The following is a 14,361-nucleotide window of genomic DNA, read 5'->3' on the forward strand; positions in this document are numbered from 1 at the left end:
AAGGAGAACGAGGGCAAGACTTCTGGATGACAGGTGGCGCTTGGCTTATCTTGCGGATTTACGGATTTCAACCTCGTTTCCAGAACGTGTCAGAAGGAAAAGCTCTTCCATATCAGCTTCTCGTAAGTAGATGCCACGTGGAGGATCTTCTTCGCTTTCATCGTAGGGAAATATCTGGATTGCCGGGCTTTTCAAAACGATGGATTTCCGGGTCGCGCGGTAGTTCTTTGCGGTGGGAGCGACGGTTTTTCCGTCGAGAGTCGATCGCCTCGAGGAGATTACCGTCTTTCCGCTGTTCAGGTTTATCCCATCCATGTTCAAAACGGGATACTCACAGATAAATTTCACGCCGTCCCAGAGCGAGACCGACTTGCGGTCCGGTTCTATCATGAGGCGGTAATTCAGTGGCATCACGAGCAGATCATCCCCGGGCTGGAGATTTTTGAGCTCCATCATACCATTGAGGTGCATCAGCATATCCAGTGAGATATCGTGACGGCTGGCGATCGCGTAATATGAATCTCCGGATTTTACTGTGTAGGTGGTTTTCCCTTCGGGGAAATTGCTGGCCAAAATTTCGTCAAGGTTCATTTGGCTCACGATCCGGCGGGCATTTGGTGCGGCGGGAGAAGAGGGAAAAACATTGATGATGGCCATAAGCTTTTCGCGGCCCGCAGGGATTTCGCCAAGAGCGATTAGCTCATGTGCTTTCTGGAACGCACGATCACCAGGCTCAAAATCAGGCATTTCCGCCGCATCCAGGACTTTGGCGAAGTCCTCTTCCTTGGGAACCTTCAAGACGCTGCCTGCCTCTGGGACGATTCTCTCGAAAACCCCGCCCAAAGGCTCAACGACGATGTGATACGAAAGCATCGCTGTGAAGGCCACGATTCCGATAACGCCCAGGCCGGCGATGATTTTGATAAAGAGCCAGAATTTCATGCTAGAAAGGTGATTTTATCGGCAATTACCGAGTGTGCGGTTGGGAAAACGACCTTTTCCGGCTGGATCGGGTATGCGAAGGGTCGAGGACATCTGGTTCACACGGGAAAATCACTTGGGCAGCATTGGATTTCAAGACCCAAACATCAAACGAATTGAAACACCGGCGGAAGATTCTAAAGCAGGCCCTTACGCTTGAAATCAAAGGCGTTGATGGCATGGGAGCGCAGAATCATCTCGAAGGAAAATTTGAGGATTGAGATTTCCCAAGTGTCATCGACACCTTCGATAATCGCGCGGGAGGGATTCCCTGTGCGACGGATATCTTCCAACAGCCGCTCTCTGACGGCTTCAATGGAATCGTGGATGATTTCTTCGTTAACCGCGATACGCTTGAACCGGAAGCCGTATTGGAGAAACGCGAGATCGTGGCCCTGGGCTTTGAGTTTCTCCACCATCGCCTCAAGACGTGCGCGGGCGGATTCATCAAAACCTTCCAGCTCAATCTCACGATAAGCTTCCGGTCTCAGTATCCGTGGTTTCATCGCTTCCACCTCGCCTGTCCGGATACGGACGGTCCCCACTTGGTCCATCGGCTCACTGATGAGCTGGAAGTCAAATCGGGTTTCGCCAAATGTCTGAATGCGGTGATCCGGCTCATGGAGAACTCGGGTTGTCTCCATCGCATACTGTATATCGTCTTGGCTAGGCATTTGGAAAAATAGACTGGCGGTCGGGGAAATCTCGATGCGAAGAACCCTTCGCGGTGTGTGGGTGGCAAGTATCCTCTGAAAACCGCAAAAATGCAAAGAAAAGGGCGGGTGCCGTGAAGCGCCCGCCCTTTCTTTGAAAATTTATGCTCGAAGCGGCTTATGCTTTCTTGCTGGTGATGAAAGTCACCACGTCGTTTACGGCCTGGAGCTTTTCAGCTTCATCATCCGGCACTTCAACGTCGAATTCCTCTTCGAGAGCCATGACGAGCTCGACGGTGTCGAGGGAGTCCGCGCCGAGGTCTTCGACAAATTTTGCTTCGGAGGTAACTTGGTCAGCGCTGACGCCGAGTTGATCCACGATGATTTCTTTTACCCGTTCTTCGATTGATTTGTCTGACATTTGTTGAGTGGTTGTGTGTTGGTGTTGGAAAACGGTTATCTGCTATCTGAGTAGCTTGGCAACCATGAAAAGCTGCAAATGGGGAAAACGAAAGGAAATTGCCGGGAATCAGTTGTTTTCGGGACGCTCGGAGGGGCTTTCAGGCTCGTCGATCGAGGTGTATTCAATGATTTCTCCAGAGAAGTTTGAGCGGATCTTTTGCATTAATTTCTCAGCGGGCTCGCCTTGATCTTTCTTGAAGCCCCCATAGGTCAATCCGTCAATCCTGGCGCGACCTTTTCCTGAATTTCCGTCATACTCGACGACTGCGATTCCCTTGGTATCCCATTTCCTCAAATCGAGGCTTTTCATATCCTGATACGGAATGCGAGCGCCGCTAGCGGTAGTCAGCGCTTCATCGTCTGCCCGGAGGGAGCGCAGGGTGGTGCGGATCAGAAAATACAGGGTGAGAAGAGCGAGGCCGAGGCAAATGTAAAAGACAACGATCTGCTCGCGGATTTTTCCAGAGTCGAAATCGTGCTCCGGCGGGGAGTTGCTCATACGGTTTTCACCGGAATATTTCTGCCAGAGAAGATGGGGCTGAAGCTCCTTCATCTTTCCATAATCCTGCAAGACCGCCGGCCATTTCATCGGGAGCTCGAGATCTTTCGGAAGGACGCTGCTATCTTCGGGGAAATCAACATTCTGCTCGCTGGCAAAGTCCTTCCAGCTCTCAGCGGTGAGGGTTTTATCCTCGTTCATTTTGGCGAAGGTCGCGCTGGCTTTTTGGAACGTGGCATGCACGTAAAACTCCAAATTCTTCTTCCGATAGCCAGTGGTGCCATCAATGAAGAACAACACGGCAAAAACGCTGAACATCGCCAGCATGGCAACTGCCCGAAGGGTAAACCAGGGAGTGGGTTTGCAGATGATCTGCTCCGATGGATTCATAAGCTCTGGGTAGAAAAGGCGCTGCGGGATGTTTTAGCAAGCTTCTAGCTGATCTTATCGTGGGAAACGGGCAGCGAGCCACGCCGCGAGCAGGTCCGGCCATATTTCGAGATTTCCCTGGCCTTCCAAGCCGTAGCCGTGACCGCCTTTCTCAAACATGTGGAGAGAGACCGGAACATCATGCGCCTTACAGCTTTCGGCAAACCGGAGGCTGTTGCGACAGTCCACAACGTCATCGGAGCTGGTGAGCAGAAACACGGGTGGTGTCTTTCCCGTGACGGCCTTTTCAGTGGAAATTTTCGCCAGAAGCTCAGGAGTAGGCCCAGACCCGGTGAGATTCGCACGGGAGCCACCGTGCGCGATCTCCGAGTCCATGTTCAATACAGGATAGCAAAGCACCGCAAAGTCCGGCCGCGCGGAAAGCTTATCGATCTGATCTTCGGTTTCCTCCGGGAATTTATCGTCAAAACGGGTGGCGCAAAGACTGGCGAGGTGGCCGCCTGCGGAGGAACCCATGACTCCAATCCGGTCCTCCTTCAGATTCCATTCCGCAGCGTGAGCGCGCACGGTGCGGATAGCCCGACGGGCATCAAGGAATGGCACAGGATAGAGGTATTCCGGGCCTTTCTTGATGCGATATTTCACAACGATGCCAGCGATCCCATGCTTGTTGAGCCATTCTGCGTATTCTTCCCCTTCGTGCTTCATTGCGAGGATCCCGTAACCCCCTCCGGGGAAAATCAGCGCTGCCGCCCCTGTGGCAATATCAGCTGGTGGGAGAAAAACCTTGAATTGGGGAATTTCAATATTGGATTTGTGGCCACGCTCGTCAGTGGTTTCAGAACCGGCAGGGAGCTGCGGAGCTCCCGGGGCTTCGCCAGGCCACAGATTGATCCATTCCGCATTCAGGAAGGCAGTGGACATAAGAAAGATGAGTAGGATCGAGCGCATGGAAAAACCATACGGATTTTCCGTAATCGTTCGATCATCAAATCATCCTTTCCGATAGGTGCTGGGAGTCCGCTGATAGATCGATCGGAAGTGGCGGTTGAAGTTCGCGATATTGTTAAATCCACAGGAAAATGCAATTTCCGTGACGGTTTGTTCTGTCTCAAGAAGCATCTGCGCCGCATGGCTCAAACGTAGCTTGATCAGATGGCTCCGGAAATCCATCCCGAGATGCTGTTGGAAAAAACGGCTCAGTGACTGGGGGTGCAATGCTGCGATCTCCGCGACATCCGCGAGAGTGATCGGCTCCCGCCAATGAGAGTCTATATAGTTCAAAACACGCTCTAGTCTCGCGATCTGCTTTGGCTTCACATTGGACTCGTAAGTCAGCCCGGCAAGGGTTTGCGCGGTCTCGTCGCCACCGAGAAGATGCAGGAGCTCGATGAGGCCCAGGATTTTTCCGAGGCGGCTCTCCGTCCGAAAAATCGCATCGATCTTCCGCTGGGCAGCTTGACGGGTGGGATCTGAAAAAATCAACCCCCGCCCGGAACGCTCAAGGAGGCCACGCACGGATTTGCATTCCGGTATCCGGGAGAAATCATTCTCCAGAAATGAGGCGTCGAATTTGAGCACCTTTCCGATAGCTTGCCCGCCACCCGCACTTCGATATTGGTGCGGTAGATCGCTGCCGATCAAGACCAGATCTCCACCGGTAAAGTTCTCCAAAGAATCCCCGATCAATCTCTGACCGTCACCGTTCAGAATCCAGGTGATTTCGATTTCGGGATGATGGTGATAGTGGCTATCGAAATGCGGTTGATAGATTTCCAGACAAAGCAATGGGCTGCCATCGCTGGTCGGCGTATTTTCTCGGGTCAGGCGCATTGATCTAAAGTGGATGAAAAAATCTAAAACTTATGGATTAAATGTGAATAAAGTATCTTTTCTCGTTATCTGATTATTTGCTGACGCATGTGTTTTATTTCACGGTGGAAAGCTATGGCAAGAGTGATATTTATTTCTCCGGATGGCGATAAAACTGAGATCGAAGCCGAGTGCGGCAGTGTGATGGAATTAGCCGTGGAGCACGATATCGAGGGGATCGATGGCAGCTGCGGCGGAGTGTGTTCCTGCGCAACCTGTCATGTGAAGGTGGGCCGCGAATGGCTGGCACGCACAGGGCCCGCAACCGATACGGAGAAAGACATCCTTTCGTTCGAAGACAATGTTGATGAGCGCAGCCGACTGTGTTGCCAGATTGAGCTCACTGACGAGCTCGATGGCTTGGTCGTCGAGACCATCGCCCGCTAATTTTCCCCGGAATATTACCAAAAATTTGAACATGTCGCATTCCTGCCCACACGATCCATTTGCAAAAATCCGCAAGGAAAAAGGAGTTCTGGCCACAGAGTTCCAGGGAAAGAAGATTCCCATGATCCTCCGTCATGGGGATGTGAAACAGGCCGCCAAAGATTGGGAAACCTTCAGTTCCGATGCTCCATTCCGGGTGCCGATACCTTCCGAGGAAGATGTCCGCAATGTGCGGCAGCTGCCGATTGAGACGAACCCGCCCGAGCACAAGGAATACCGGAAAATCGTGGATCCCACGTTCCGCAAACCGCTGAAGGCCGAATTCGCGCATAAAATCGAAACATTGATCTGCTCTTTGATCCAGGATGCCGCATCACGCGAATCCATGGAAATTGTCCGGGAATTCGCCCTGCCGCTCCAATCCCGGGCGCTTACCCATCTTCTGAATGTGCCGGAATCCGAAGCCGAAATCTGGATCAGCTGGGGCACACATGTTTTCCGTGATGGCGGAGACGGAACCTCGAAAGGGGCACAACTCACAGAATATCTCGAAAGGAAATTCGATCAAGCGTCCGAAAAGCCGGGAGATGACTTCTTTTCCGGTTTGCTGGCTGCGGAGTTCCAAGGCAGAAAGCTAACGCGCGATGAATGCATGGGTTTCGCCAACCTAACATTTGCCGGGGGCCGTGATACGATCATCAATTCCGTTGCTTGGACGATCGCTTATTTAGCCGAGCATCCGGAAGCGCTGCCAGCATTGCGGGACGACCCCCGTTTGATCCTGACCGCCACAGAGGAAATCGTGCGAGTGGTTACTCCCCTAACGCACATCGGCCGGGTTTGCCCGGTGACTACGGATGTGGGTGGGGAAAAGGTCGCTGCGGGAGAGCGGGTCTCACTTTGCTGGGCCTCTGCAAATTTCGATGAAACCGTTTTCGACTCTCCCGAGGAGGTCCGCCTCGATCGGAAGCCCAATCCGCATGTTGGCTTCGGCAGCGGAACGCATAATTGTCTGGGGGCCGCCCATGCCCGCCTGATCATCCGCACGCTTTTGAAAGAGATATCTTCCAACGTGAAGATGATCGAGATTCTGGAAGCAAAGCGCAACATTGAGCGCGAGGCCGACTATAGCCGCGAGGTTGCTTATGATTCCCTTCAGGTAAAAATCACCCTCGCGTGATTTGGCACGCAAGGGTTGTGATGGAGACTGTTATTTTTTCAAATCGAAGGTGCGGCGTGTGGCATCATCTTTCGATGGGAAGTCCGCAGGGATTTCCTGGGTGACCTTGCCGGAGGCGGCCCACTCAGTGCCACGGAGGAAGGTTACGATAAAGCCGACTCCTTCAAATGCCTCTGTGTCGTGGCCAAGAGTCGTATGGAATACCCGGCCTTTCTCGTAATCGATCGTCATCAGGATGGGCTCGTTGCGCCCTTCTTTCTGCAGCTTTTCGGTATCTGCTGCGGTCGCGAGAATGGTGAGGTTTTCGGCTGGTCCCCGTAGCTTGGAATAGCATTCGTCTGTGGTGTGAAGCCAGAAATCCGGTAAGCCCTTGGTGATCGGATGCTCTTTATCGCGGACGGTTAGGAGAAATTCGTTCTTCGGGCCGTGGGTGCCGCCCGGTCCGGCACTTTCGTCACGGATCAGTTCGCCCTCGGCATTGTAATAGACGTAAGGGCCGTCTTTTTCATTGCGTCCGCCCCAACCGCCAAGGCCGATCATCCGATTGAATTCCGGCCATTTTTCCCAGGCATTATCAGCCGCGTGGACGACGACGAGTCCACCGCCATCTTTCATATACTCCTCGAAATTTCTTTTGGTTGCTTCCGGCCAATCCGCGGCTTTCCAGCCGAAATTGCTGACAACGACATCATATTTGCTGAAATCCGGAGAAAATGAAGGATCTGGCTTTGGTTCCGGGAGATTCTTTGATTCTCCCGCGTCTGCCAGCGGCAACCAGTTTTTCTCCCGCTGGCCATTCCAAATAAACTCCGGTCGCTGCACTTCCACCTCGAACAAGCCGGAATCCTCCAAATACTGCTTCATCATGACCGTCGATTTCGGCCAAACGGCATGATTGTTTTGACCGTCTACGATGAGCGCTTGCAATTTCTCGCCAGCAGAAAGCGGCATTGCCGTGATTAAAAACGCATAAATCAGTGTGAATTTCATATGTTTGTTAACTACGCTCACAAAATGGCTTTGCGATCACGATTTTTTTCCGATCGGGTGCGCGACCGATCGCGCCGGAGCACATGGAGATTCGGTTGCTCTAGTTGAATAGCTTTGTCGGAATGCGGGGGACATTGCTGCTACCTTCCGAGCCAAGTTTGTCATCACCGCGGATTTTGTTCAGCAGCGTATAGAGTTCCTGTTCCTTTCTCAGGATCTCCGGTGTGGGGTCTAAAAGTAAGTTCACACGCTCACCCGGGTCTTTTTTCAAATTATAGAGCTGGCGGGGTGCGCCGCAGATCTCTCCGAAATTTTCGATGACTTGGTTTTCGGCATCGAGAGTCTCGGCGTTGCCACCGCCGCCGGTTCCATCAAGTAGTTTCCACTCTCCGGTGTAATCAATGATGGCAAACTGCCCACGGTGTGAATGCTCGATAAATCCTGCCCGGCGTTGTTTTGGCATGGGTTTTCCCACCAGGACGGGAAGAAAACTTTCGGCATCCGGGGCTTCGTCGGCTTTCAATTCATAGTTCAAGACATCTGCCATGGTGGCGACGAAATCTCCCTGCCAGCAAGGATGATCCGTGGTTCCGGGTTCAACAATCCCGGGCCAGCGGATGAGAAATGGGACGCGGGTGCCTCCTTCCCAGTTATCGCGTTTGATGCCCTTGAAAGGACCATTGGCATCATGCCCCGCGACCAGGCTTCTATGGGAAGCGCCGACTTCGGGACCGTTGTCACTTGAGATGAAGACCACGGTGTTTGCCGCGGTGCTGTCCGGATCATCCGCATCTCCGAGAGCATCCAGAATCTTTCCGGTATAGTAATCAGTTTGCACCAGGTAATCTCCGTAGGTGAATCCAGCGCTGCCCTTGAATTTTTCCTGAACCGCGTGAGGATCGTGGGGTGCTGGCATGGGGACATAGATCATGAAGGGTTTGTCGGCGGCATTATAGCCTTCGATTAGGTTTGCGACTTTCTGGGCCTGGATCTGCAGGTAGTCCTGAAAGACAAAGGTCGGGTCCTTGATTCCGCTGCGCGCAAAAAAATCGGAATTTTGTTCATAGTGAACCAGGTCCGCGTTGGTTGCGGGCCGTGCCTGGCTGAAATCTACTTCATCCCCATCCACGATCGCACCCTTATAGAGCACATGAACCTCTCCGGACTCCGCATCGGACTCAAGCCAGGCATAAGGCGGCATATCCAGAGACGCCGGCGTGCCGAACCAGTAGTCAAAGCCGCGATGAGCCGGGGTGTTTTTCACAGGTTGGGCGAAATCGATAACGCCTTTTTTATCATTCGCGGGTTTCCCTTCGGCATCGAAGAAGCTCATTCCAATATGCCATTTCCCGACCATGGCGGTTTCGTAGCCATGGCTGCGAAAAAGTTCTCCCACACTAAAGCGGTCCTCATCCATAAATGTTGGGGTATAGCCGCCGCCGACTCCTTTTTTGAGTCTTGTGCGCCAAGAATAATGCCCGGTGACAAGCGAATACCTGGAAGGTGAGCAAACTCCGTCTGATGAATGACCGTTGGTAAACCTCAGGCTCCCGGAAGAAAATTTGTCGAGATGGGGTGTGAGAGTTGGGACGGAGGCATCTAGAAATTTGGAGTCTTTCGGGATGGTGGCACCGGTAGCTCCATTGGCACCCATATCCCCGTAGCCCATGTCGTCATAATAAAGGATGATCACGTTCGGTTTGGTCTTGTCCATGTTCGCAGCGTAGGCGGACGGGAAAGTGATTGCTGTGAGACCGATGGTCCCGAGGAGAGCGGACAGAACAGGTTGTTGATTCATACAAAGTCGATGGGTTTCCGAGAAGGGTTTCGGATGAGCTAATACGCTCCGTCTCACGGGAATTTTACATGGAACGAAAAGGTCTCTCTCCGGGAATGAGGCATGCGGGCACAAAAAAAGAGGCCACCCGTGGTTAGGTGACCTCTGTCCTCGAATTTACTATGGAAGGCTTATTTCGCTGAGCCGAGGCGGAAAACCAACTGATGTTTTCCGGAAGGGATCAAATACTGGGGGAGGGTGTTGGACAGGGTGCCGCCCACACCGACCTGGTATTTATCGATATTAAGTGTGAGGTAGCCTTGTGGCTTGAGATCGAAAGGGTGTTTCGCTGACTCAATGTTCTCCGCCGAGTAGGGCCAGATCGAAAAAGCGAAATCGGGTGCTCCATGCACGCTTAGGCCCGCCTTTCCAGAAGTGGACAAAAACTTCGCCCACCGTGTATCCGTATGATTGCCGTTTTCCTGAGGTTGGGCGTAGTTGTGAAACATCCCGGCGGTCTTGGACGAGTATTCGCCAATTTCCGCGCCACGCTTGCGGTCCGGGTAATTTTCCCAGGGACCTCTGCCGTAATATGTCGTATTTTCGAGAGTCTCGGGAACGCCCATGGTCATGCCGAAACGAATCAATTCTGGTAGCGATTCATCAGCGTCCAGATCCATGCTGACCTCGATCTGGCCGTCATTGGTGATGAGATATGATCGGGTCAGAAGGATTTTACCGCCGGATTTCTGGGGAACGGTAACTCTCACAGCGGACGATTCACGGGTGGTGGAAATCGATTCCGTCTTCAGCTGTGAAGGTAGGTTTGCCCAAACTTTGCGCGATTTGGAAATTGGCCCCGAGCTAGCACCCCGGACGTCATTATCGATTGAAGGACGGTTAAAGTTCGGGCGGAGTGGAGCTGCAAGGAGGTCGGTCCCGTTGAGTGAATAGGAAATCAAATCGCCGGATTCTCTGCCGATTTTCACCGAGAAATTCTCTCCGTCGATGATGATTTCGGTGTCGGTTTCCTCAATCGAAATTTCTGCCTTTGTCTCAGATAGCTGGGCGGCTGGCGCGGCAGAGCCTTTGAGCGACAACTGTTGATAGGCGATCTCATAGCCTTTCTCGCACCAAAGCCTGTCCTGTTTTTCATGAAGGCTAACGCGGATCCAATACTCGGCTGAGTCATCAAACTGAATTTTATCGAACGGAATCGAAACTTCCGCAGAGGCTTCCGGTGCAATATCCTGTGTTTCAAGGGTGCCGGTCTGGAGTTGTGTTCCTTCTTTGGATACCGCCCATCTGATCTCGTATTGATCCAGATTGGTGAAATTGAATCTATTGGTAATTCTAATTTTTCCAGCGGGAGCATCGGACGCCTCAATGACGACAGGTTGAAAGACATACTTGCATTCCCATGCGTGGGGATTCGGCATGCGGGCGGAATCAAAAACACCGTTCAAGCAGAAATTTTCGTCGTTGGGTTGATCACCGAAGTCGCCACCGTATGCGTAGAATTTTTTTCCATCCGGCCCTTCCTTTTCGATGCCTTGATCGATCATGTCCCAGATGTATCCGCCGATGAGATTTGGCCGTGTGCGGATTTCATCCCAAAATTCACCGAGGCCACCGATGGAGTTCCCCATGGCGTGGAGATACTCGCACATGATGATCGGACGGTCGATATGAGGGCTTTCCGCCATCCCGACGAGCTGGCTGAGGTTGGGATACATGCGGCTGATGACATCGACGTAGTCCCGGTCGTCGGGATTGGACATCGTGGGAAGGCTCTGGCTCTTGTATCCCATACCTTCGATGAACTCCGGATGAGCCGGGTTTCCCTGCGCTCCCTCGTAATGAATGAACCGTGTGGGATCAAAATCACGGATCCATGCGGCTGCCGCGGCGAAGGCCGGCCCGGTGCCGGACTCATTGCCGAGAGACCATGATATGATGGAAGTGTTATTCTTATCGCGCTCCAGCATACGGTAAATGCGGCTGAGAATCGCCGGCGTCCAGCTGGGCATCTGGGGGATCCATCCGCCGAGGTGATGGGTCTCGATATTGGCTTCGCCCATGACGTAGATGCCGTATTTGTCGCAAAGTTCCAGAAAGTAGGGATCGTTCGGGTAGTGAGAGGTGCGGACCGCATTGAAATTGAAACGTTTCATCAGCTTCACATCATTTTCCATATCCTCACGAGTGAGGGCCTTGCCGCGCACCGGATGATGATCATGGCGGTTGACTCCCATGATTTCCACCGACTTGCCATTGATGAGAAGTTCTTGTTGATCGCTGAATTCAATCTTACGGAAGCCGATACTCTGGCTACGTGCTTCCACGACCTTTCCTTCAGGATCGGTGAGCGTGAGGACCAATCTATAAAGATTCGGGCTTTCGGCAGACCATTTCAAAGGCTTTTTGATATCTGCTTCCAAAAACGCAAATTTCTCCGTATCGCGGGCGGCCCAGCGCTCGAAGTAAATGTCCTTCACGCTGGTTTCCATTGGTTTGGCAATGACCGGGGTGGAATTTGCATCATAAAGCTGCCCGGTGATTTTCCAACCATCGAGAGCTTCTTCACCTTTGGTCAGGCGCACACGAGGCCGGATTTCCAGCTTCGCGTCCTCCATTTTCTTGTCGAAAGTGGTCCTGACATAAAAATCATTGATCGCGACTTTCGGTTGGGCGAGTAACAATACCTCCCTCTGGATGCCGCTGAGCCGCCACATGTCCTGATCCTCCAGATAGCTACCATCGCTCCAGCGGAAAACCTGAACCGCAAGACGGTTTCTGCCGGGTTGCAGATATTCAGTAATATCAAATTCCGCGGCAAGACAGCTGTCCTGGCTGTAGCCGACTTTTTCGCCGTTTACCCAGACATAAAATGCTGAGGAAACACCGCCGAAATGAAGAATTACCGACTCGCCTTCCCATTCTGCCGGCACTTCGAAATCCCTGAAATAACTACCTACGGGATTATCGCGATGGATTTTCGGAGGACGTGGTGGTTGGGGACCTTTCCAGTCGTATTTTAGATTTCCATCCAGAATCCCGGGAGTGAAAGGATAGGTGATGTTGGTATAGATCGGCTGGCCGTAACCTTTTAACTCCCAGTTTGATGGGACTTCGATATCCTTCCAGCCGGATCCGTCGAAACCCTTCGCCATGAAATCCAGTGGTCTATCTTCCACCTTTGGAGCAAAGGAAAACTTCCAGGTTCCGTTAAGTGATTTCATCCGGGACTGTTCGCGGTCGCCAGCCAGGGCTTCCTGAGCCGTTGAATACGAATAGGAGGGGACGCGGGCTTCGAGCTTATTTTGCTCAAAAACCATTTCATTCTCCCAATCAGGCTGATCGGCCGAGACCGGATGTAAGGAAGATATGAAAAGACCGAAGAGTAGTGTGCGGTATCTGTAAATTGTCATCTATTTGCAATCAGGGTAATTGGGACGCCGTAATTTGTCGATGGTGCACTTTGATCTGCCATATATATTACGGGAATTGCTGGAAATTCCTTTTGCCTCAGAGCTTGGAGCGAAGCTTTTTACTTAGTTCCGAGACAATATCTGGGTTCGCAGAGGCGACATTTTTCGTTTCCGCGGGATCGCTTTCATGATCGTAGAGCTCGGTGAAGAGTGCTTCGGCATCGGGATCGCGATGATCGCGCCACTCGATGTAGCGATAGCGATCGGTGCGGAGCGAGTAGCCCATCAGGTGGTTCTCAAAGAGGTCTCGGTCCCACTTGTCGCCCATTTGGGCAATGATACGTTCTTCGACCTGTTCGATGAGCGGGCCGAAAAAGGTCTCCCGCATGGCCGGGGCCAGAGGATTGGCCGCCCACTCACGGAGGGCCGGATTGGGATATTGACTAAGCGCGAAATCTTTAATTTCTGCCTCGGGGTTTTCCAGAAGGGGGACGAGGGATTTTCCGTCGAGATGCGCGGGTTTTGGGATTCCCGCAAGATCGCAGAGGGTCGGATACATATCGATGAGCTCGGTGAGCGCTTCGGTTTTTTTCCCTGCTGCGTTCTTCATATCCGGTAATTGCAGAATCAGAGGAACTCGGGTGGCAATTTCATAGTTGGTGGCTTTGCCCCAGATGCCCATATCGCCGAGGTGCCATCCGTGATCACTCCATACGATCACAATGGTATTGTCACGTTGGCCGGTTTCATCAAGCGCATCGAGCATCAAGCCAACTTGAGCGTCGATGTAGGAAACGCAGGCAAGATAGGCGTGTTTGAGGGTGCGGGATAGCTGGGGATCGATATCGCCTTTCTTCGGGATTCCATCGCGCACCCGGAGTTCGAAGGAGGCGTGAAGCCCTGTTGCTGCGCCATCCTTGGGAGCGGAGGAATGCTCGGCCAGAGGAATCGTTTCCGGGTCATAGAGATCCCAATATTTTTTCGGAGCAATGAAATGCAGGTGTGGCTTGCTGAAACCGAGAGCGAGAAAGAGTGGCTGATCGGGCTTCTTCTGAAGATGGTCTTTCAGGGTTTCGATCGCAATGAGCGGCGATTGACCGTCCGTGTAGGAGTAATCCGGGACATCGGCAGACTCGTAGGCAGGGCCGTTGGATGTAAGGCCTCCGATATTGTCCGGGCCGTATTTTTCCAATAAAGCCTTGCGGTTTTCAGCGACGATTTTGCGGTTTTCAGGGAGTGCGTAACCGCCGGGGATGATCGGAAACTTCGACTTCACTGCTTTTGCAGCGGGCTGACGAGACCATGATTTTTCCTCATCGGTATATTTGCCGTGGAAGACCTTTCCCACGTAGACCGTTTCGTAACCGTTGTTGCGGAACTGTTGGGGCAGGGTCACGATATCCGGGTTTGAATCACGGAAGTATGTGTAGTTTTCAATAATACCGATCTTGTCCGGCCTGGCTCCGGTCATGATGCTCGCACGGGATGGTGAGCAAATGGCTTCCTGGCAGTAAGCGCGATTGAACAGCAAGCCTTGGGAGGCCAGTTTATCGAGGTTTGGCGTGATGGCGATGGGAGAGCCGTAACAACCAAGCTCCGGGCGCAGATCATCGATGGCGATGAACAGGATATTGGGTTTTTCCGCCGCAGCCGATGGTAGAACAGCCGCAGAAAGTAGCATCAGGATCGATGCACGTATTGATCGTGGTATAGTCATCTGATTTGGATTTGGGTTAAGA

General features: G+C 52.5%; 12 protein-coding genes. 2 read left to right on the forward strand and 10 right to left on the reverse strand.

What is annotated here, in order from left to right:
- Positions 1 to 45: 45 nt before the first annotated feature.
- The 6 genes from ACFSSA_RS08915 to ACFSSA_RS08940 all read right to left on the reverse strand — a co-directional run bounded on the left by ACFSSA_RS08915 (position 46) and on the right by ACFSSA_RS08940 (position 4,818).
- Positions 46 to 942 (reverse strand): LysM peptidoglycan-binding domain-containing protein, encoded by an 897-nt coding sequence (locus ACFSSA_RS08915; RefSeq protein WP_386820088.1) that lies wholly within the window; start codon positions 940 to 942, stop codon positions 46 to 48.
- A 176-nt stretch (positions 943 to 1,118) separates the two neighbouring features.
- Positions 1,119 to 1,655: a hypothetical protein gene (locus ACFSSA_RS08920; RefSeq protein WP_386820089.1), complete on the reverse strand. Its 537-nt coding sequence runs from the start codon at positions 1,653 to 1,655 to the stop codon at positions 1,119 to 1,121.
- A gap of 157 nt (positions 1,656 to 1,812) precedes the next feature.
- A complete protein-coding gene (gene acpP / locus ACFSSA_RS08925) occupies positions 1,813 to 2,055 on the reverse strand; it encodes an acyl carrier protein (protein ID WP_386820090.1) in 243 nt (80 codons plus the stop codon).
- 108 nt (positions 2,056 to 2,163) lie between these two features.
- On the reverse strand, positions 2,164 to 2,985 hold the full coding sequence (locus ACFSSA_RS08930) for a hypothetical protein (RefSeq protein WP_386820091.1): 822 nt from the start codon (positions 2,983 to 2,985) through the stop codon (positions 2,164 to 2,166).
- A gap of 54 nt (positions 2,986 to 3,039) precedes the next feature.
- Positions 3,040 to 3,936 carry an alpha/beta hydrolase gene (locus ACFSSA_RS08935; protein ID WP_386820092.1) on the reverse strand — a complete coding sequence of 299 codons (897 nt, stop codon included), beginning with the start codon at positions 3,934 to 3,936 and terminating at the stop codon, positions 3,040 to 3,042.
- A 42-nt stretch (positions 3,937 to 3,978) separates the two neighbouring features.
- Positions 3,979 to 4,818 carry an AraC family transcriptional regulator gene (locus tag ACFSSA_RS08940; RefSeq protein WP_386820093.1) on the reverse strand — a complete coding sequence of 280 codons (840 nt, stop codon included), beginning with the start codon at positions 4,816 to 4,818 and terminating at the stop codon, positions 3,979 to 3,981.
- 114 nt (positions 4,819 to 4,932) lie between these two features.
- Here ACFSSA_RS08940 and ACFSSA_RS08945 point away from each other — a divergent pair, with 114 nt between their 5' ends.
- Entirely contained in the window at positions 4,933 to 5,244 is a 312-nt protein-coding gene (locus ACFSSA_RS08945) for a 2Fe-2S iron-sulfur cluster-binding protein (protein ID WP_386820094.1), read from the forward strand.
- A gap of 31 nt (positions 5,245 to 5,275) precedes the next feature.
- Positions 5,276 to 6,424: a cytochrome P450 gene (locus ACFSSA_RS08950; RefSeq protein ID WP_386820095.1), complete on the forward strand. Its 1,149-nt coding sequence runs from the start codon at positions 5,276 to 5,278 to the stop codon at positions 6,422 to 6,424.
- Positions 6,425 to 6,454: 30 nt separating this feature from the next.
- Here the strand turns inward: ACFSSA_RS08950 and ACFSSA_RS08955 are convergent, their stop codons facing one another.
- From ACFSSA_RS08955 to ACFSSA_RS08970, 4 genes are all read right to left on the reverse strand, one after another.
- Positions 6,455 to 7,414 carry a ThuA domain-containing protein gene (locus ACFSSA_RS08955; protein WP_386820096.1) on the reverse strand — a complete coding sequence of 320 codons (960 nt, stop codon included), beginning with the start codon at positions 7,412 to 7,414 and terminating at the stop codon, positions 6,455 to 6,457.
- Positions 7,415 to 7,514: 100 nt separating this feature from the next.
- Positions 7,515 to 9,212, reverse strand: coding sequence for a sulfatase family protein (locus ACFSSA_RS08960; RefSeq protein ID WP_386820097.1), 1,698 nt, complete (start codon positions 9,210 to 9,212; stop codon positions 7,515 to 7,517).
- A gap of 170 nt (positions 9,213 to 9,382) precedes the next feature.
- Positions 9,383 to 12,622 (reverse strand): beta-galactosidase, LacZ type, encoded by a 3,240-nt coding sequence (lacZ, locus tag ACFSSA_RS08965; protein ID WP_386820098.1) that lies wholly within the window; start codon positions 12,620 to 12,622, stop codon positions 9,383 to 9,385.
- A 97-nt stretch (positions 12,623 to 12,719) separates the two neighbouring features.
- Entirely contained in the window at positions 12,720 to 14,339 is a 1,620-nt protein-coding gene (locus ACFSSA_RS08970) for a sulfatase (protein ID WP_386820099.1), read from the reverse strand.
- Positions 14,340 to 14,361 lie beyond the last annotated feature (22 nt).

This window comes from Luteolibacter algae, from assembly GCF_042683045.1.
Lineage (GTDB): Bacteria > Verrucomicrobiota > Verrucomicrobiia > Verrucomicrobiales > Akkermansiaceae > Luteolibacter > Luteolibacter algae.